Below are 20297 nucleotides of genomic sequence, written 5' to 3' on the forward strand. Positions count from 1 at the left end.
TAAAATGCTTTAGTGCTTGTATATTATAGGCATTTATATAGGTCAAGTAAAAGTGAAAATGCCTTAAAAAATATTAAACATTTTCTCTTGACTTTATTACTTCAGATGAATTTTATAATTTTAAAATATTCATTTTCAGTATAAATGAGTAAATAAAATGATTCCGCAAAACATGAATCAAACAAAAGGATTATATGATATAGGAATTAAATTAGAATTCAAATAATGACTATAAAGTAATTCGAATTGTATCGAAATCATAATCTTCCTAAGTTTTTGCTTTGTACTCTGAGTATTTCACTAAAAAGATGACACCGTTTCACTCATTTGATGACGTCATCACACCAGTGTGATGATAAAAAAATAGTCACTATAGATTTGACCATAGTGACATTTTTTATTAATCCTTTTTCGCGTTCTCATTGATTTGTTGCCCTTTATATGAATAGTATATGAAGACGATACTATTCTATCAAGTATGGCATCTGCTATTGATCCTCTGCCTAGATTTTTGTACCAATAAAGGTAAAGGGATTTTTTATTATTATAGGGAAAGTCTTACATAGCTAAAATAAGTAAATTTAATAATGTTAAGAAAAATGATACAAATGATTATAAAAAATATATAATAGTATAAAAGAAACGGAGGAGGTTTACTGAATGGATAATAATTCAAAAATGATTATTTATACAACAGAAGATGGTTTGGTGAAAATAGAAACAACTTTTAATAATGAAACAGTTTGGTTATCGTTAGATCAAATGTCATCATTATTTCAGAGGGATAAATCCACTATATCTAGACATATTAAAAATATTTTTGATGAAGGCGAATTAATTAAAGAATCAGTTGTTGCAAATTTTGCAACAACTGCCAGTGATGGAAAAACATATCATGTTGATTACTATAATTTAGATGTTATTATTTCTGTTGGCTATCGTGTGAAATCAAAACGAGGGGTTCAATTTAGAATATGGGCAACTAATCTTATTAAAGAATATATGAAAAAAGGTTTTGTTCTTGATGATGATCGTTTAAAAGAATTAGGCGGTGGAGGATACTTTAAAGAGTTGCTTGAAAGAATTCGAGATATTCGTGCATCTGAAAAAGTATTTTATAGACAGATACTTGAAATATATGCTACAAGTATTGATTATGATCCAACAGCTGATGTTTCTATCCAATTCTTTAAAAAAGTACAAAATAAGATTCATTATGCTATTCATGGAGAGACTGCAGCTGAAGTTATTTATCATAGAGTAGATGCTGAAAAGGAATTTATGGGTTTGACTACTTTTGCAGGTAATCAACCAACACTAAGAGAAGCAAAAATTGCAAAGAATTATCTCAATGAAAAAGAGTTAAAGGCAATGGGGCAACTTGTATCAGGATATCTTGATTTTGCAGAAAGACAAGCACAGCGTGAACAAGTGACGACAATGGAAGATTGGGTCAAACACCTAGATAATATTTTAAGATAATATTTTAACGGTCACTGGAGAACAATTATTAGTTGGCAATGGTTCGGTTTCTCACCAACAAGCTATGGAAAAAGCTGAAACAGAGTATAAGAAATATAAAGCAAGAACATTAAGTGATGTAGAAAAAGATTATTTAGCCGCCATTAAAGAATTAGAAAATTTGAAATAACTTCATCTATTACTATGTTTGAAATTTAGTTTAGTGTCAAAAAATCAATGATTTCTATTTAAAACTATTATTGTAAGAATAGACATGAACTATGAATTAAAATAATCAATTTTTGTGATTGTTAATGAATTCCTTTTTGCTTTAAAGATAAATCATTTATTAATTTATTTCCAAAAATAATATTTTCATTTTTGAAAAATTTTATGGTTGATTTTAATATTGAAAATTATAGATCTTATTATTCAAATAAGTATAATATTTATTAATAATGAGATGTTTAATCTCAAAGCATCCTATGATGACGAGTGACGGATCTGACTCGTTGGTAAAATAAAAAATGGCTCAAGGATACCAGATAGGGAAATCTATAACATCTTTTTTAGGCTGTTGGCTTTTTGTTTGCCAATAGCCTGAATGCTATTTATTGTTTGATTTTTTAGTTTCAAAAGGATTTCATACATTAAAGAATTTTTATAATAACGATGACCAATAAAATGACTAAATAAATGACCAAATAAAAATAGAGTTATTAATTTATTAATTAACTTATAAAATGAATAAAGACATATTTTAGCTTTATTTTATCCAATTATAAGTATTATAATTGATTAAAGAAGATTTATATGTATTGATTTGTATAATTTCCATATGGTGGTTCTTTTAAAATATATTTTTTCTAATATAATGATGATGAAAAAAAGTAAGCATAGGGAGTAAAGAATATGAAACAAGGTAAAATCATACTTTTTGATATTATTGTTGGTGTTATCGTTTGTTTAATGTGTATCAGTTTTTCAGCAAAAGATATGATTATTCAAACGGTTAATGAAGGAGCTATTGGTCACGCAGTAACCATTCGTATTATGGATGTCGTTGATGAAGCCTTTCCTGATACACCTATTGATACATTGGTTGATATTCAAGAGGCTCTTGGAAATTCAGAAGCTCTTGATACAATTACAGGTAAATATATTGATGCAATGAGTGATGCTATATCAAACAATCAAGTTCCTCAATATCCTGATATTTCTAATGATTTAGTCACATTAGCAAATGAAACGATTAATACAATAGAAAATTATTTAAATATTGAAATAAGTGAGTCACAGCAACAAGTCATTCTTTCACAACTTCTTGAAAAAAGTCAGGATATTGAATCATCGATTCAAACGTATACTGATTCTCTTATAAATACAAGTTATTTACCTGATGTTCAATCAATGCTTATGAATATGTATCAGTTTATAACATCTTGGATCTTTAGGTTTATTCTTCTGATTGTTTTGATTATTAGTGTTTATTTGATTGTTTCTTGGAAACAATCACTGAATAAAATTATGATGCATTTAGGCATACCAGTGTTCATTGTGGGAATTGCTGTTGCATGGATTATTCCAAGTATTGCCCAAAGTATTGGATTTGAACTTACAAATCATTTCTTAGGGAGAACAATGTATATCAATACAGGCATGATGCAGATTATAGGGATGATAGTGCTTGTTATAGGGATTGCTTTGGTATTGATATCAAAGATTATTCAACGCCAAAAACAAACAGTTTAGAATGTATATAAAATAAATATTTAAAAGTTTTATAATTTAGCTAGATGATAAATAATAGTATGGGGAATATAGATGTCTGATTAAACTATATTTGTTGAATGTGTTAATTCATAAAAGATTAAAATGATAATTTTTCACTTTTTAATATAGTATTGCATAATCAATTATTCAAACTAATATTAGATGCAAAAATATTAATATTTGTTTAGAATAAATGGTCTGATTTGGAAAGTGAATTAAAATTTATTTAAATCATAAAATCAAAAAGCAGTATTAAAGAAATTAAAAAATCTATTAATCAATGAATATGTCATTATTCTAGTTAATAGGTAGAAAGAAGGGGAAATAATTGAAAAAATTATTTATAAGGTATTAATAGCAATATTATTTATTTTTCCATTCATAACAGGTTGTTCATCACATTCTGATGATCAAGAAGAACAAAACGTTATAGAATCTGGAATTCAAACTATTTTTGAAATAGAATGTGATGAAAATTGGTTTTTTAGTAAATATGATGTGGACATGTATATTGATGATGAATATGTGGGTTTTATTAGTCATGGAGGAAATGAAACAATTGAAGAAAAATTGGAAAAAGGAAATCACAAGATAAAGTTTACGAATACTGAAGATAGTGAAGTTACTGGAGGAGTAGAAATTAAAGTTGAAAAAGAAGAAACATATAAAATGAATTTGTCTTGTCATAGTAATGAAATTTCAGTTGAAGTTCTTGAAGGAACTCTAGTAGAAGATGAAGAATCAAATGTTGATGTTCCTGAACAAGAAGATACTAAGACAGAGGATAATAAAGCAATTGATGAAAATCCAAAAGAAGAAGTTGAAGATGTGATACTTACTCCAGATAATTGCCCTGAATTAGAAGAATTACTAACATTAAAAGACGAATTTGATTCAAAAATTTCAGATTTTGCTTCTAAATACGCTGGAGATAAAATTGAATTTGATGCTAATATTGCTTCAATGTCTTATCATGAGAATTACAATACAAGATTTGATTTTTTTGATTCTTGGTGGTGATTATAGTGAAACATCAGTTTCAGGCCCTTATTTTCAATTGAGTGATGTTAATGTATTGGATTTAAATTTAGTTGGAGATAATATTCCGGATTCTTTAGCAACTGGAATGAATATTCATATTATTGCAATTGTAGATGAATATGATTCAAATTCAGGATTGTTTCAACTTGTTCCAGTTGAAACAAGAATGCGATAATGATATTAATGAGTAAAGGAAAGAGGTAAAGATTAAATGGCTGTAATATTAAAAAATTTAAGTTCAGATGAAAAAGTGGCATATCTGTATAAACCTATATTAATAGTTTTACAAGAAGCTGGAGGCAAATTAGATAGATCAGAAATAAAAAGTAGAATATCTGACTTAGATGAGCAAATTGCAGAATTTGCAGAAGTAGTAAAAACATCTAAGTCTACTGGAAATACATATAAGGAATTTAATTTCAAATTTAACTTTGCGATTAAAGAATTATCGTTTGTAGAGTATTTGAGTTATACAAAAGGAAATCCAAATATTACTTTAACAGATAAAGGTTTAAACGTAGATATAGATTCTTTAGATGTCAACAAAGAAATTATGATTCCAGCTAAAAAATTTTGGAATGAATTAAGTAAAAAGAATAAAAAGAACGAAGAAAATAAAACAATTGAAAATGATGTTGATGAATCAATGTCTGAAGATAGAATACTTAATGATTTTAAGGAAAATTTACTTCGAGCTATTGCAAATATGAGTCCTAAGAAATTTGAAGCATTTTCTAGAGCTTTATTAACTAAAATGGGAGTTGAATTTACAAATAAAGGTGTGCAAATTAGCAATGATGGTGGTATTGATGGCTACGGCTATCATAGAGATCAAGATGATTTTAGAACTACAAGGGTTGTTATACAGTGTAAGAGATACAATACTGGTCCTGTTACAGAACCAGATATTAATCAATTTTTAGGAGCAATGAATAAATTTCAAGCTGACTATGGTGTTTTTATTACAAATAGTCGTTTCACTAATAGTGCAAGAATTGCATCAAGAGAAGGGTCTCCAATTACATTGATAGATGGTAATGACTTGGTTGATCTTGTCATAAGATATCAATTGTATATTACACCTGTTACTACATATGTATTAGATGATTTCTATAATGAATAATATTGTATAGTTTATAGGAGGTTACTTTATGTCAAAGACATCATTTGAAAAAGCAATTGAAAAACAAATTAAGGAAAGTAAACAACAGGAACAAAGGCAAAAGCAGGAAAATAGAAGATTAGAAAGACAAAGAAAAAGAGAATCTGAAAAGAAAATTCAAATTCAACAACGAACTGATAATGCTTTATCAATTGTTAGGACATCGACTAGAATTGGAGATATGACTATTATGAATGAAACATATGAAATAATGCTTAAAATTCTTTTAGATAAATATACAGGTAATATTGATGAACCTATTAATGAAAATATTAGTATTTTTCCTACAAATATCCAATCAGATATTGAATTGAATTTTGAAGTTTTAAAAGATTATGGAATGATTTTTAATTGGCGTTTGTATATAAACGGACACTTTACTCTTTATTTAAGTTATGATGCTATCAATTATTTTAATAATAAGAAAAAAGCAGAAGAAAATAAGCAAAAAAATTATATACAAATTGGGAATTTGAACGCTAATGGAAGCAACGTTGTATTAGGTGACTTGTTTAATTCATCTTTATCTATTGATAATTCAATACAATCAATAGAAAACGAAATTAGAGAAAAAGGTGGAGATGATAAAGAAGAATTACTTGCATTATTTGAAGAAGTAAAAGATTATGCAGAAAATATTCAAAATTGTCGTTCTGTTACTAAAAATAGAAATTTATTAAGCAAGTTAAAAGAACATGTTTTTAAAAATAGTTGGTTTTATGCAGAAGTTGTAGCATTTTTAGGAGAAGTAGTTTTAAAAACTATGGGTTAAATATCTATTAATGATATTTATAGTAAGGTATTTTGTTATGAAAGTTGAATCTACGAAAGTAAATCTTTTTTTGAGGAAGTAAGATTATATATAGAGTATATGAGTGATTTGTGGATGAGAACGATAAATTTCTTCTATATTGCTTTATTTCATAGACTATTTAATGTATTTGACATGTATGAAGTATAATTTTAAAAAAATACATTATATTATTTCATAATATTTGAGTCATTTTAAAATGACAAAATAAATGCGCTAGATTTAGCGATATTTACATAATTAGCGAAGATCAGATAATTTATTTAAGAAGCTTTATAAAAAAATTTATAATCAATACCCAGAAACTATCTCGAGTTATATTGTGATATATAAAGAATTATATAATGAATGAATTTTATCGTATATTCAATAAGTATAAATATTTATTTTGTTAAAAATACTTTCGATATTTGCAAAAAGATAACATGAGAATTTATTCTATTTTCAAATAATTGTTGTAGGTCATTTGCATACATGAGATAATAACAGTATACATTTTAGGGAGGAAAATATATAATATGGAATTTCCAAAACAAATAAAAGATATAGTATATAATTTGCTAAGAGAACCAAGTCTAGAAAAAATGCGAGAATTTTTACATGCCCAAACAGGTGAGCATAATTCTATTGATTTTAAGTCTCAATGGATAGAAAATGCAACTTTAGCAAAAGAAATGCTTGCTTTAGCCAATTCATATGGAGGAATTATACTGTTTGGGGTATCTGAAAATGAAGATAAAACGATTTCTATAAACGGATTATCAGAAATTATAGATAAAGCTGATATATCAAATGGTATTAAAAATTATATATCGTCAAATTTAAAATATGAAATTTATGATTTTGTATATAATACAGCGGAATATGATTATTTAAAAGATAAAAAATTTCAAATGTTAGTTGTAGAAGATACACCAGAGTTTATTCCTTTTTTATCAAAAAGAGAAAGTGGATCATTAAAACAAAATATGATTTATGTACGCCGTGGGACTTCTTGTGAAATTGCGAATGAAGAGGAATTACAATCTATTCTTGAAAGGCGAATTAATTATTTGCATCCACTTAGTGGAGAACCATTGTCATTAGAAGAACATTTAAATCAATTAAAAATTCTTTATGATAACATTGATGAAGAGCATGTTTATTATAAAAATGGTTTATCAAAGGGAATGAAATCTATTTTTGATTCTGTTGTGAATGTATTTGGAGATGAAAAGGTCGTTGAACCTAATCCTTTATATCCTTCTGAAAACTATGAACAATTTATTTCTAGAATGATTAATGCAAAAAAGAAGAAAATTGAAAGAATTCTTGATTTATATTAAAGCAGTGAAATAAAATAATTATAATTTTTGGTTGAGATACAATCCAAATTATTGAATTAACCATGTTGAAGATTTGATATAATTTTGATGCACGAAGTATGACAAAATAACTGATAAAAACTATATTGAACTAAATGTAAGTTAAATGAACTATTTACTTAATGAGTTCGAATGTTAATAGCACAGAGTAGATATTCTCTAATTGCAAGTAGAAATTTGAAATAGGGATATATGAAGAAAATACGAAATGGGTGAATATTATAATGTATATAAATAAAATACATATTCAGAATTATAGGAATTATAACGATTTTTCAATGAATTTTCATAAAGGACTTAATGTAATTATTGGTTCTAACAATACCGGTAAAACGGGATTATTATATGCAATTTATCTACTTGAGCATCCTTCTATTGTATCTGTTGATGATTTTAACAAAAACAATCTGCTCAAATACACTGAATTGTATGTTGATTATCCACCGGAAATTGCTATAGAATATTACATTAGCCATAGAATTACAGAAGATGATACTAGCGATGAAAGTATAATAAGACTTTTACCATTCTTGGGTATAAAAGAATTTGAAGAAAACAGAACCGAAAAAGATGGTAAGATTGAATATAATATAGCTGCAAAAATCAAAGCAGTCTTTTCTTTGGATGTAAGGTATTTAGAAGACTATAGAAAAGAATTTAAATTAACCAATAATTTTGATGAATACTTTATGATGTTGAATCGCTTTGTTGAAAAACATTATTCTTGGAGTTACACTAATGGAATTACAGATACAAAAGCAGAACAAAAGATGGCAACAAGTATATTTGATATACGATTGATTGAAGCTGAAAGAACGAATGAAGAAGTTAGAAAAGAAGTAAAGCGAGAAATAGATGCTTTTACTAGGGATTCTAAGCGCGCTGCAGAATTGGATACTTTGAGAAAAAAAGTTTCGGATGAGTTGAAGATTATTTTGAATGATTCCATAACAAAATTATCAGACTTATTTAAAAATGAAAATAATGAAATTGGTTTGAAAAAAGGTAATGTTTCAATATTTTCAGATATAAAAGCTAAATTTTCAGTTTCGGACGCCTATATAACAGAAGTTAAAGATACGAAAAGTGGATTTGTAGTACCTCTTCAATACAATGGACTAGGATACAATAATTTGATTAATATTTATATGCTTATTAAATTAACAGAAGTTCAAAAAGGTAGAGATTTTAAAATTTTATGTTTAGAAGAACCTGAAGCACATTTACATCCAGCAATGCAATACAAGTTATTTAAATATCTTAAAAATTTAGATAAGAAGAATGAGTTAAATCAGCAAATTTTTGTAACCACACATTCAAGTAACATTTCTGCAGTAGCCGGAATAGACAATATGTTTATGCTTTCATATGAACGAACTGGTAAATATCCTGATTGCCGTCAACAAAGTTTGAAAGAACAATTTAAGGATTCAGAAGGAAAAACAGAGAAAAAAGAAGCAAAATTACATTTAACAAAGTTTTTAGATGTTACACGTTCTGATATGCTATTTGCAGATAAGGTGATTTTGGTAGAAGGTATTGCAGAAAAATTGTTGATGCCTCTATTTATGGAAGCATGTGGTTGTTCATATGAGGATGAACATATTTCTATAGTTGAAATTGGTGGGAAACATTTTGAACATTTTGTAGAGTTATTCAATGGGAATGCTGTAAATAAAAAGGTACTTTGTATTACAGACAAAGATTTTAAATGGATTGATAATGATGGAAAATTAAAATCTTTTGAATCATATCAAAGCGAGGAAGTAGCACATATTAAAAAACTAAAAGAACGATTCAGTATAGAAAATTTTTGCATACATACTCAAACTCTTGGTGGAAAAACTTTTGAAGATGAGTTATTTCTTGCTAATATGGATAAACCTGAAGTAGCAAAAATTATCTTTAAAAAAGCTATATGCGATGGATTGGAAGAGTTCTTTAATAAGTATGATTTTAATATAACAGAATGGATTATGAACAAGGAAGATATTGATGGTAGATCACGTAAAGTAATAAATAAGTACTTAAAAGCCTTTGAAGAAAGAGTTGATATATTGCCTAGAAAGACAGAATTTTATGAGAAACTCATATTTGCAGAATTATTTTTACATTATGCTAAAAATAAAAAAGGTGATGTTGCATTAAGTTTATTAACAGACGTTGATTTGTATAATGAAGATGAAACTACTAAGTTAATTGTACCTGAATATATACAGGAGGGGTTAAAATGGTTAATGAAATAACATCTGGTGATATATTGAATGTGGAGCAACTAAAAAAACACTCAAAAATTTATGCCGGACCCGGCGCAGGAAAAACTTATTTTTTAGTTGAAAATGTAAAAAACATTTTAACAACTAACGAATCTATTGTAAATAGCAAATCTAGAAAGGTTCTTTGTATCACATATACTAATACTGCGGTAAATGAAATACAAAAGAGGCTTGAAAGGTATATTGATTATGTTGAAGCATATACAATACATGGATTTATAATTGAACACATAATTAAACCTTTTCAAGATGATTTGATAGGTATAATGAAATCGGATTTTAACATATCTGTTTCAAAAAAAGGTATGATTTCTTCTCAAATTGAAGGACTTGGTATTTTGCATGGGATTAATAAAGAAGAAATTTATAGCTATATAAAAAATACAAATCCAGAAAAATTTGATACAGACAAATTTAATTATAGTAAAAAGATTATGGGAGAAGTTGAAGTTGATAATAATCTGTTCTTAAAGTCAAAAAAAGAGAGAGAAGAACCCATTCATGAAATTAAAGCTTCAAAAAGCATTAAAGAAGATCATAAACTTCCTCTCAAACAGTATATGTGGTCCATTATTAGAAAACTAACACATAATGAAATTTTATATTTTGGATATAGAATTTTAGAAAATAATCCAATAGCTCTATATGCTATACGTGTTAAATTTCCGTTTATATTTATAGATGAATTTCAAGATACTAACCCTTTGCAAACATTACTTGTAAAATTAATTGGACAAAAATCAACTAAAATTATTGTTGTCGGAGATGTTGCTCAATCAATTTATAGTTTTCAAGGAGCCAAACCAACTGATTTTAACGATTTTTGCATTGATCCTGAACATGATATTTTATACTCTATAAATGGAAATAGACGTTCTACAGAAAACGTAGTTAATTTTTGTAATTTTTTAAGACAATCAGATACAAATATTATTCAAAAAAGTATTAAATCATATGATAATGAAGGAATTAAGAAAAAGACAGAAGCTAAAAAAATACATTTTTTGATTGGGGAATCATCAGACAATAAAAAGATTATTAGTGATGTTATAAACGAAGGAGGAGTTGTTTTAACAAGAGTATGGGCAGCAGCTTTTGATTACATTCAAGATGTAGAAGAAAATCAAGCTAGTTTGCTAAAATCCATATATAATAGTTATAGTAGGTCACCTATACGGCTTAGAGATGAAATAATGGAACATAATAATGTTAAATGGGTACGATCTTTTCGTTTCATTTTTAAATTATGGGAAAGTTTTAAAAATGGATCTTTTATAGATATGATTTCTGCATTACAGATATATTTGGATATTAATGTCCAAAAGATTACTCCTAAGTTTATTTTTCAATTTAATCATATGTTAAGGGATATTTTTAAAGATGTTAATAATTCTTCCTTCACTTGCGATGTTATAGAAAAATTTAATAATAAAATATTGGACGGTGAGTATATTGGTTTAAAAGAATTGTTTAAAGAAGGTATTACTAAAATATCTATTTTTGACGAACAAGAAAGAGAGAACTTAATAAGCTGCGTATCTTTATTAAGATGGGATACATCATATAAATTATTTACTGAAGTCTTTTCAGAAAATAGCAAGTATATGACAGTACATCAAGCAAAAGGATTAGAGTGGGATAAAGTGATTGTGTGTTTAATGCCAGCTTCTAGAGACGGAATAGTTATTTCGGAGGTGTTTTCAAACCCCCAATTAATGGCAGAGAATAGTTCTGATGAGTTTGTAAGAATGTATTATGTTGCGTGTAGCAGAGCGAGAGAAGATTTATATATACATATTCCGAATGGATGTAGCAAAGATATTATAATAAGAAATCTAGATGAATATGTACAAAATCATGGATGTAGATTAGAATATGAATTTTTGCCAATGCCATAGAAAATTTTACTATTAGGAGAAATAATTTGAAATATAAATTTTTGAAAATGGGGGGGTTATGTTACTACAACGGGAGTATAAATAATTAATTAGAGATTTAATAGAGCAAATTATATGCAATATGTTTCTAAAAATTAGCAAATATATTAAATACAATTACCTTGTTTTGGAGTTCATGGTAAGATATGATTGAAGAAAGTTTAAGAAGATATTATCCTAAAAATATTAGGATTACCGAAAACATATGTGCTAGAAATTTTTAAATAATTTGTATCAAAGTAATCAATTTGGAGTGGAGAAAACAAATTAAATACTAACATTAATTATGAAAGAAATGGAAAAGTCTTGTGATAATTAATAATTATATGCTTAATGAAATAAATTTATTGGTTGTGGAGAGGAATGTTAATAATGGCAAAAAAAGAAATAAAAACAGATTTGTGGGTTTATGATTTGCTTAAAGAAGCTGGAATAAAAATTGATGCACAAGGTTCAACTATAAAAGAATTGGATTTAGCATTAAAAAGTGCATCAAAAAGAGGGACAGGAAACGTAGGTTTCCCTGAATATTGTGGAATTGTTAAAGATTTTGTCATAGTTATAGAAGATAAAGCAGATGTAAAAAGTCATATGATTATAGATGAAGATGTAATCAAAGATGATATAAAAGCTATAACTGATTATGCTGTAAATGGTGCCCTACATTATGGTAAACATATTGCTAAAAACACATCCTACAAAAAAGTCATTTGTATTGGAGTCTCTGGTAATGAAAAAAATCATAGAATTACACCTGTTTTTGTAGATGATACAGAATATTATAGAATTCTTCCTGATGTTGAAAGTTTCATATCGTTCAATTCTGATAACATTGAGGAATACTATATTAAAGAAGTTCTTAAAGAACAAACAGATAAAGAAAAGGAACTTGCTGAAATCTTAAAAGATGCTGCATCTTTGCATGAGGATTTAAGAAATTATGGGAATTTAAAAGATATCGATAAACCCTTGGTGGTTTCAGGTATCTTGCTTGCCTTAAATGAAAAAAAACAAAATTTAATTGATGAGCTTAATGGTGATGATATTACAACTGATGGTCAAATTATATATCAAACAATTGAGACCGCATTAAAAAGGGCAAACGTAGCTCCAGATGTTAAAAGGGATAAAATATTGCATCAGTTTACTATAATTCAAGATACTGCTATTTTAAATATTAAAAATCAAGTGTTAGGGGAAACCCCTTTGAAATATTATACAAAATTTCTATACCAACATATTTTCAGGGCTATAAAATATACTGATACTTCTGAAGATTATTTAGGAAGATTTTATGGTGAATTTATGAGTTACAGTGGAGGAGATGGTCAAACTTTAGGTATAGTTTTGACCCCTAAACATATTACAGAATTATTTTGTGATTTGGTTGATTTAAAGCCTACTGATGTGGTTTTTGATCCATGCTGTGGCACTGGAGGGTTCTTGATTGCTGCAATGCAGGATATGCTTAAAAAATCAACTTCAGAGAGTCAAAAGACACAAATAAGAAAAAATCAATTACATGGAATTGAGTTGCAACCATATATGTTTACGATAGCAACAACAAATATGATTCTTCGAGGTGATGGAAAATCTAATTTAATAAATGCTAACTTCTTTGATGAAAAGCCAAATAAATTACAATTAAAAGGGGCAACAGTTGGAATGATAAATCCTCCATATAGTCAAGGATCAAAACAAAATCCTCAACTTTATGAAATTTCATTTATTGAACACTTATTAGATTCATTAGCGCCAGATGCAAGATGTATTGCGATTGTTCCTCAATCAACATTTACTGGTAAAACAAAAGATGAGCAAAGTTTAAAAGAGAAGATTTTGAAAAATCATACACTTGAAGGAGTAATAACTTTAAATAAAGATACATTCTATGGAGTTGGAGTATTGCCTTGCATTGCTGTATTTACTGCGCATCAAACACATCCATCTGATAAGGAATGTAAATTTATAAATTTTGAAGATGATGGTTGGAAAGTATCTCCTCATATCGGATTACTTGAGACAGAATCAGCAAAGGATAAAAAACAACATTTGTTAGACGTTTGGTTTGATAGAATAGAAGCAGATACAAATTTTTGTGTAAAATCAACAGTTGAATCAACGGATGAATGGTTGCACAGTTTTTACTATTTTAATGATAATATTCCAACCGAAAAAGATTTTGATAAGACAATTGGTGATTTTCTTTCGTTTGAATTTTCCATGATAATGCAAGGCAGAAAATATCTTTTTGAGAATGGAGGAGAACAAACTGATGAATCTTAATGATAAAAAATGGAAAGAATTTCATTTTTCTTCTTTTGTTAATTCAATTGACAGAGGTAAAGTAAAAGATTTAAGCAAAATTGATGTAGGAGAGACGGCTGTAATAGCAGCTGCAGGTGCAAATGAGGGAATCTCAACTTTTGCTAATTGTAACAAAAAATATAAAAATGCCATGACTATTTCTTTAAATGGTGTTGGAACAGGAACTGCTTTTGTTCATAATTATTCGTTTAATTTAAATTCTGACTGTGGTGTTGTTATTACGGGGAGTAAAATGTCTATTGATGTCTTAAGATTTTTCCAATGTTGTATTAATATGCATAAAAATAAATTTAGTTATGGATATAAAGCAAATGAAACAAGACTCAAAAGACAAATAATTCTATTACCTGTAAAAGATAATAATGAACCAGATTTTGAGTATATGGAACACTATATTAAAGAAATTAAATTTAAAAAAAAGGAGGAATACGTAAAATTTTGTAAAAATAAACTAGATGAATTAGGAAAAGAAGTATCAATCTTACCTCTTAATAAGATTGAATGGAAAGAATTTTTCGTAACAGATATTTTTAACAAACCAATGAGAGGAAAAAGAATTATTTCTGCCAATTATATCGATGGGGATAAACCTGTTGTTTCATCAGCTGGAGGAAATAATGGAGTAATTGCATTTGTTGGTAATAAATATAAAATTAGAGAATATGAAAATTGCTTGAGCGTTGCAAACGGAGGAGTTTCGGCAGGATTTGCTTTTTATCATCCGTATAAATTTATAGCTACGGATCATATTACACATTTTAAAGGACAACAATTAAATAAATACCATTATTTATTTCTTGGCACAGTAATAAGGAATCAGATGCATACAAAATATGATTTTAGTAGAGAAATGACAGATCCAAGACTACAACGAGAAAAAATAATAATTCCTATTACAAAAGAAGGGAATCCAGACTATTCTTATATGGAACAATACATAAAAAATATAATGATTAGGAAATATTCCGAATATTTATCATATTTAGAAAGAGATTAAATATATAAAATTTAATTATATTCTATCATTTATATAATTATTTAGCGTATTATTACATAGATATTTTTTGTTTAAATCCATTTATTTTAACAGCATTAATTACTTGAATAACAAAATCGATTTTTATGCATTTTCTTCAATTTTAAGACTTTTTCTTTATATCATATTTTTATTTTGATAATCTATTTTCGATGTGTTTTAAGATTGAATTTAATTGAATTTCTTTGGGTTGTTTTTTTAGAGTGATTCAATTTTATATATTGAAAAAAGAATATGCTGAAAACGAAGATGTTTTATGGTTCATATACTCCCAGATATGAGCAATATATCATATAAGCATCGTATTAGGTGTAAATAATAATTAAAAATATACTAGCTAATATGTGTTGATGAAGGATAAAATAATTATTGTTATACTTAAGTTTTATTTGAAAGCAACTAAATTCGATGTTAAAAAGTATGAGTAAATGATAATGAAGTTTCTATGCTAAATAAAAAATTTATTTTAAAAAAACTTGTTATGATAATATAGTAGTTCTATTTTGCATATTATAATGAAAATGAAAAGTATTGTGTTGGATAAATACAGATATAATAAAAAACAAATTTTTTGATAATTATTTATAATCAAATATCATATATGAAATATGAAGTGTTTTATTGCTTAATCAGAGTTTTAATGAGTAATTGTAACAAATACCTAGAATAATATTTTTGATGTTAAACTTAGGAAAGTATTAATACTATAAATACATTTTTAATTTTATACGCTCTTTTTAATAAAAATGTTGCTAATCTTTTCTCGTTGAAGAAATATATCGTAATCATCTTTATAATTAGCCTCTTTAAGAGACAGTGGCATTGAAGTAACATATAAAAATATATTTTTATATGATGATCTCTCTGCTAGTAAATTCATGAATTTTTGAAGATTATTAATACATTAAATAAATAGCAATAAAATTCTTAAAAAGAGCGATTTTATAAAGAATCTTGAAATAAACGAACTTTCATTATACGATTAGAGATTTTATAAGATGTGTAGAAAAAAATTAAAGGTTCTAGTTCTAGTAATAAGTAATTTTAATACTAATTAATAATTAAATATACCATCTTCCACCAAAATAGTTTATAATAGGAAAGCATGTTATAAAATGCAAATGATAGGGGAGAAGGTTTGATATGATAAAGTTTTTTAAAGCCAATATGGAACCTAGAAAAGGGTTACGTATTGCAGAAGTTATTATTTCTATTTTATTATGTGTTGCTTCTATTGTATCTATTGGATATGGTATGTTCCAAGTGAATGCCCATGTCAATGATGCAAAGTTTATCCAAAGTATAGAAATGACTAGAGATAGGGAACTAGAAGATTATAGTGAGGATAATACAGTTTGTGATGTTACATATATAAGTGGGGATAAGCAATTAGTTGTTTCTTATTCGTATGAAGATTACATTCAATTAGAAGATGATAGTATTACAGCATATGAATATGAAACTGATAATGGAACAAAGCTCTATTTTGATCATCAAAATATAACAGATCAGGAAATACAACATTCATATGGACAAGTCAAAGCCAATGAATTAACACCTGTGTTTAACTTTGGAATTGCTTCATTTATTTTGATGATATCTGTTTTGATTATGACATTATTTGCAAAACAGTTTACAACATATGAAAAATCATGGTTTTTATCAATCATGGTATTGGCTACGATTATTTCTGTTATTTTTCCAGAAGAAAGTGCAAATGGTGTCAATGGAATTATCATCATGTTGCTTTATTTACTAGATACATTCCTGAATATTCTTTGTGAGTTACTTATTTCTAAGCAATCAAGATACAATTTCCTTGTTTCTGTATTCGTAGAAATCGTAGAAATAGCAATGTGTGTTGTCTTAATGTATCGTTTTGCGACAATGGTCACAACATTATTGTTCTGGTTACCAATTGATATTATTAGTTATATTAACTGGACAAGACATAAAGATGAAGAAGAAAGTGAATTGACAGTTGTCAGAAAACTCAAAGGATACCAAGAAGTTTTGGTTATTGTAGGTATTGTGGTTTGGACAATTGTTGTGGGATATTTTATTAGTGGTTTAGATATCTCAACTGATTTTTACAACAACCAATTATTAGAAACAGCCATTATATATATTGATGCCTGTGCATCAGCTGTAGGAATTGCAAATGGATTGTTTATTTTCTTTAGATTAAGGGAACAATGGATTGCATGGTATATTTGTGCATTCCTTGAAGCTGTTATTAATGTGATTTCTGGACAATATGTTTTATTAGTTCTAAAATTAGGTTACTTTACAAATACCACATATGGTTATATTAAGTGGAGTAAGTATATTCAGTCACATTCACAAGAAAAACAAAAACAAATCACTGCATGAGACTTGTAGATTGTTTATAAAATTGGTAAAATAAGCGTGAAAGAAAATCTTAAAAAATATAAGGAGTGAAAAATATGGCTATATCAGCGGGAGATTTTAGAACAGGATTAACTTTAATTGTTGATGGTGATCCTTGCCAGGTATTAGACTTTCAACATGTGAAACCAGGAAAAGGTGCAGCTATCTTAAAAACAAAAATGAGAAACTTAAAAACAAATGCAATTCAAGAAAGAAACTTTAATGCAAATACAAAATTTGATCAAGCTAATATTTCAAGAAAAACAGCACAATATTCATATAAAGATGGATCAACATTTTATTTCATGGATATGGAAACATATGAAACATATGAATTAGCTAATGATCAAGTTGGAGATACTCAATATTATATTATTGAAGGTTCAGAAGTTTCATTAATGTTCTTTGAAGGTGATTTATTATCAGTATCTGTACCAGAAAAAGTAGAATTAACAGTTGTAGAAACAGATCCAGCTATTAAAGGAGCACCATCTAATCAAACAAAAGATGCTGTGACTGATACAGGATTATCATTACGTGTTCCTCAGTTCATTGAACCTGGAGAAAAAATTGTTGTCTTTACAGCAGATGGTAAGTATGCAGGAAGAGCTTAATCAAGCTCTTTTTTTCAAAGATGAATAAAGTTGTATTAATTACAGGTGGAGCACAAGGTATTGGAAAAGCCATTGCTTTGGAACTTGGAAAACAAGGTTATGATATTGTGATTAATTATCTCACATCCAAAAAAGAAGCTCATGCATTAAAAGATATGATTATAGACAATTATGGTGTACGATGTATGGCTATTCAATGTGATGTGTCTAAGGAAGATGAAGTTGATCAAATGATATCTTCTATTGAATCAGGACTAGGTGGTGTTGATATTTTAATTAATAATGCTGCTGTTGATTTATCTAATCTCTTTCATTTGAAAAATGCTGAAGAATTTAGAAAGACTTTAGATGTCAATGTTGTGGGTGCATTTAATTGTAGTAAACGTGTTTATCGACATATGTTAGATCAGGAATATGGCAGAATTATTAATATTTCTTCAACTAATGGTATCAATACATATTATCCTATGTGTATAGATTATGATGCTTCTAAAGCAGCATTGATTTCGATGACACATAATCTTGCTTTTGAGTTTGCTCCATATGTCAATGTCAATTGTATTGCTCCAGGTTTTATAGGAACAGAAAATGAGTTGGACGGATATGATAAAGAGTTTTTAAAAGAAGAAGTTGAAAAAATTATGGTCAATCGATATGGTAATCCTCAAGAAGTGGCTTATTTAGTGAAATTTTTAATAAGCGATGAAGCTAATTTTATCAATAATACTGTCATACGTATTGATGGTGGACAAAAGGGAAGTTGCTAATCCAACTTCCCTTTCATATTTGATAATGCAAGTAAAATAGATAATTTACCATATTCAAATGTTAATCCACCTTGTATGTAAAGTGTATAAGGTTCAATAACAGGTGCATCAGCACTTAATTCAATCGTGCTACCTTGTGTAAAGCTACCTGCTGCCATGACTTCATCAAAAGGATAGCCTGGCATAGGGGCAGGTAAAACTTGAACGAATGAATCAATAGGGCTTGTCTGTTGAATCCCTTGTGTAAAGTTCACTAAATTATCTTTTGTTTTGAGTTCTAAAGTTTGAATGATATCTGTGCGTGGCTCATCATAACGAGGAGATACGTTAGAATATCCTAATTTTTCTAACATATACGCAGAAAATACAGCTGTTTTTAAAGCATTTTTGACAGCATTAGGAGCCATAAATAAACCTTTAAAGAAAGTATTGTTTAAGTTGAAATTAGCACCTAAATCTTTTCCAATACCAGGAGCAGTCAAACGTTCAGCAACCATATGAATAAGTTCCTGATTTCCTGCTATATATCCACCAGTAGGTGCAATTCCACCACCGAGGTTTTTCATTAAAGAGCCTACAACCACATCAGCTCCAACATGACCAGGTTCTTTGTCTTCTACTAACTCACCATAACAGTTATCAACCATGATAATGACGTCTTTATTTACTTCACGAATCTTTGAAATTATACGTTCAATCTTTGAAATAGAAAGAGATTGACGATGTGAATATCCTCTAGATCTTTGAATTTCAACAAGTTTGACATTATTCTGTTTTAATCTCTCTACAATTTTCTTATCATCAAAATCATCATTGACTAATTCAATCTGTTCATATTTCACACCATTAGCCTTTAATGATTGTGTAGAATTTCCACTCAAACCAATCATTTCTTGTAAAGAATCATAAGGAGCTCCAGATAAAGAAATCATGGTATCTCCATGTTTTAATAAAGCAGAAAGCGTTAAATATAATGCGTTTGTTCCACTCATAATCTGAGGACGAACTAAGGCATCTTCACAACCAAGAACAGTCGCAAAGATTTTTTCTAATTTATCTCTTCCTTCATCATAATTTCCATATCCATTAATATCTGCAAAATCAGAATAAGAAACTCTATTTTCTATAAATGCTGATAAGATACGATTAGAATTTATTAAAGCTATTTCATCTATTTTTTTATAAATATCATTTAAAATATTTTCTGATTCTTTTGCTATTTCCAGTAAATCTGGATGAATTTGTTCTAATATCATGTTTATAATCCTCCCATAATTAATCCATTATCTATTATACATGAATATTGATAGTTTGTATTAAAATCAATTAAAATATT

15 protein-coding genes are annotated in these 20297 nt (G+C 27.7%); 14 read left to right on the top strand and 1 reads right to left on the bottom strand.

Features of this window, described 5'->3' with window-relative positions:
• Positions 1-660 precede the first annotated feature (660 nt).
• From rhuM to B5E87_RS05915, 14 genes are all read left to right on the top strand, one after another.
• Positions 661-1482 (top strand): RhuM family protein, encoded by an 822-nt coding sequence (gene rhuM, locus B5E87_RS05850; protein WP_241147138.1) that lies wholly within the window; start codon positions 661-663, stop codon positions 1480-1482.
• Positions 1483-2373: 891 nt separating this feature from the next.
• Entirely contained in the window at positions 2374-3213 is an 840-nt protein-coding gene (locus B5E87_RS05855) for a hypothetical protein (RefSeq protein WP_087243993.1), read from the top strand.
• 525 nt (positions 3214-3738) lie between these two features.
• Entirely contained in the window at positions 3739-4254 is a 516-nt protein-coding gene (locus B5E87_RS05860) for a DUF4839 domain-containing protein (protein WP_087243994.1), read from the top strand.
• Complete coding sequence (locus B5E87_RS05865) at positions 4208-4450, top strand: DUF4839 domain-containing protein (RefSeq protein WP_158095563.1); 243 nt, start codon at positions 4208-4210, stop codon at positions 4448-4450. The genes B5E87_RS05860 and B5E87_RS05865 overlap by 47 nt, the downstream gene beginning before the upstream one ends.
• A gap of 36 nt (positions 4451-4486) precedes the next feature.
• Positions 4487-5398, top strand: a complete 912-nt coding sequence (locus tag B5E87_RS05870) for a restriction endonuclease (protein ID WP_087243996.1) — start codon at positions 4487-4489, stop codon at positions 5396-5398.
• Between the two features lie 28 nt (positions 5399-5426).
• Complete coding sequence (locus B5E87_RS05875) at positions 5427-6209, top strand: hypothetical protein (RefSeq protein WP_087243997.1); 783 nt, start codon at positions 5427-5429, stop codon at positions 6207-6209.
• A 557-nt stretch (positions 6210-6766) separates the two neighbouring features.
• Positions 6767-7573, top strand: a complete 807-nt coding sequence (locus tag B5E87_RS05880; RefSeq protein ID WP_087243998.1) for an AlbA family DNA-binding domain-containing protein — start codon at positions 6767-6769, stop codon at positions 7571-7573.
• A gap of 263 nt (positions 7574-7836) precedes the next feature.
• A complete protein-coding gene (locus tag B5E87_RS05885; protein WP_087243999.1) occupies positions 7837-9858 on the top strand; it encodes an ATP-dependent nuclease in 2022 nt (673 codons plus the stop codon).
• Positions 9843-11786: a UvrD-helicase domain-containing protein gene (locus B5E87_RS05890; protein ID WP_087244000.1), complete on the top strand. Its 1944-nt coding sequence runs from the start codon at positions 9843-9845 to the stop codon at positions 11784-11786. The genes B5E87_RS05885 and B5E87_RS05890 overlap by 16 nt, the downstream gene beginning before the upstream one ends.
• Positions 11787-12197: 411 nt before the next feature.
• Positions 12198-14111, top strand: a complete 1914-nt coding sequence (locus tag B5E87_RS05895; RefSeq protein ID WP_087244001.1) for an HsdM family class I SAM-dependent methyltransferase — start codon at positions 12198-12200, stop codon at positions 14109-14111.
• Positions 14101-15150, top strand: coding sequence for a restriction endonuclease subunit S (locus tag B5E87_RS05900; protein WP_158095564.1), 1050 nt, complete (start codon positions 14101-14103; stop codon positions 15148-15150). The genes B5E87_RS05895 and B5E87_RS05900 overlap by 11 nt, the downstream gene beginning before the upstream one ends.
• A gap of 1182 nt (positions 15151-16332) precedes the next feature.
• Positions 16333-17562, top strand: a complete 1230-nt coding sequence (gene pnuC, locus B5E87_RS05905; RefSeq protein ID WP_087244003.1) for a nicotinamide riboside transporter PnuC — start codon at positions 16333-16335, stop codon at positions 17560-17562.
• 74 nt (positions 17563-17636) lie between these two features.
• Positions 17637-18194, top strand: a complete 558-nt coding sequence (gene efp, locus B5E87_RS05910; RefSeq protein ID WP_087244004.1) for an elongation factor P — start codon at positions 17637-17639, stop codon at positions 18192-18194.
• 20 nt (positions 18195-18214) lie between these two features.
• Complete coding sequence (locus tag B5E87_RS05915) at positions 18215-18961, top strand: SDR family NAD(P)-dependent oxidoreductase (RefSeq protein WP_087244005.1); 747 nt, start codon at positions 18215-18217, stop codon at positions 18959-18961.
• On the opposite strand, the gene B5E87_RS05920 is transcribed toward B5E87_RS05915, so the two are convergent.
• Positions 18958-20217 carry a methionine gamma-lyase family protein gene (locus tag B5E87_RS05920; protein ID WP_087244006.1) on the bottom strand — a complete coding sequence of 420 codons (1260 nt, stop codon included), beginning with the start codon at positions 20215-20217 and terminating at the stop codon, positions 18958-18960. The genes B5E87_RS05915 and B5E87_RS05920 overlap by 4 nt on opposite strands.
• Positions 20218-20297: the final 80 nt, after the last annotated feature.

The organism is Massilimicrobiota sp. An142 (assembly GCF_002160725.1).
In the GTDB taxonomy this organism is placed as follows: Bacteria; Bacillota_I; Bacilli_A; order Erysipelotrichales; family Coprobacillaceae; genus Allocoprobacillus; species Allocoprobacillus merdigallinarum.

Excerpts from the sequence above, each read along its gene's own strand:
- B5E87_RS05870 (WP_087243996.1), top strand. The coding sequence starts at position 4,487 with ATGGCTGTAATATTAAAAAATTTAAGTTCAGATGAAAAAGTGGCATAT.
- rhuM (WP_241147138.1), top strand. The coding sequence starts at position 661 with ATGGATAATAATTCAAAAATGATTATTTATACAACAGAAGATGGTTTG.
- B5E87_RS05860 (WP_087243994.1), top strand. The coding sequence starts at position 3,739 with ATGTATATTGATGATGAATATGTGGGTTTTATTAGTCATGGAGGAAAT.
- efp (WP_087244004.1), top strand. The coding sequence starts at position 17,637 with ATGGCTATATCAGCGGGAGATTTTAGAACAGGATTAACTTTAATTGTT.
- B5E87_RS05895 (WP_087244001.1), top strand. The coding sequence starts at position 12,198 with ATGGCAAAAAAAGAAATAAAAACAGATTTGTGGGTTTATGATTTGCTT.
- B5E87_RS05865 (WP_158095563.1), top strand. The coding sequence starts at position 4,208 with ATGAGAATTACAATACAAGATTTGATTTTTTTGATTCTTGGTGGTGAT.
- B5E87_RS05875 (WP_087243997.1), top strand. The coding sequence starts at position 5,427 with ATGTCAAAGACATCATTTGAAAAAGCAATTGAAAAACAAATTAAGGAA.
- B5E87_RS05890 (WP_087244000.1), top strand. The coding sequence starts at position 9,843 with ATGGTTAATGAAATAACATCTGGTGATATATTGAATGTGGAGCAACTA.
- B5E87_RS05880 (WP_087243998.1), top strand. The coding sequence starts at position 6,767 with ATGGAATTTCCAAAACAAATAAAAGATATAGTATATAATTTGCTAAGA.
- B5E87_RS05915 (WP_087244005.1), top strand. The coding sequence starts at position 18,215 with ATGAATAAAGTTGTATTAATTACAGGTGGAGCACAAGGTATTGGAAAA.
- B5E87_RS05885 (WP_087243999.1), top strand. The coding sequence starts at position 7,837 with ATGTATATAAATAAAATACATATTCAGAATTATAGGAATTATAACGAT.
- pnuC (WP_087244003.1), top strand. The coding sequence starts at position 16,333 with ATGATAAAGTTTTTTAAAGCCAATATGGAACCTAGAAAAGGGTTACGT.
- B5E87_RS05900 (WP_158095564.1), top strand. The coding sequence starts at position 14,101 with ATGAATCTTAATGATAAAAAATGGAAAGAATTTCATTTTTCTTCTTTT.
- B5E87_RS05920 (WP_087244006.1), bottom strand. The coding sequence starts at position 20,217 with ATGATATTAGAACAAATTCATCCAGATTTACTGGAAATAGCAAAAGAA.
- B5E87_RS05855 (WP_087243993.1), top strand. The coding sequence starts at position 2,374 with ATGAAACAAGGTAAAATCATACTTTTTGATATTATTGTTGGTGTTATC.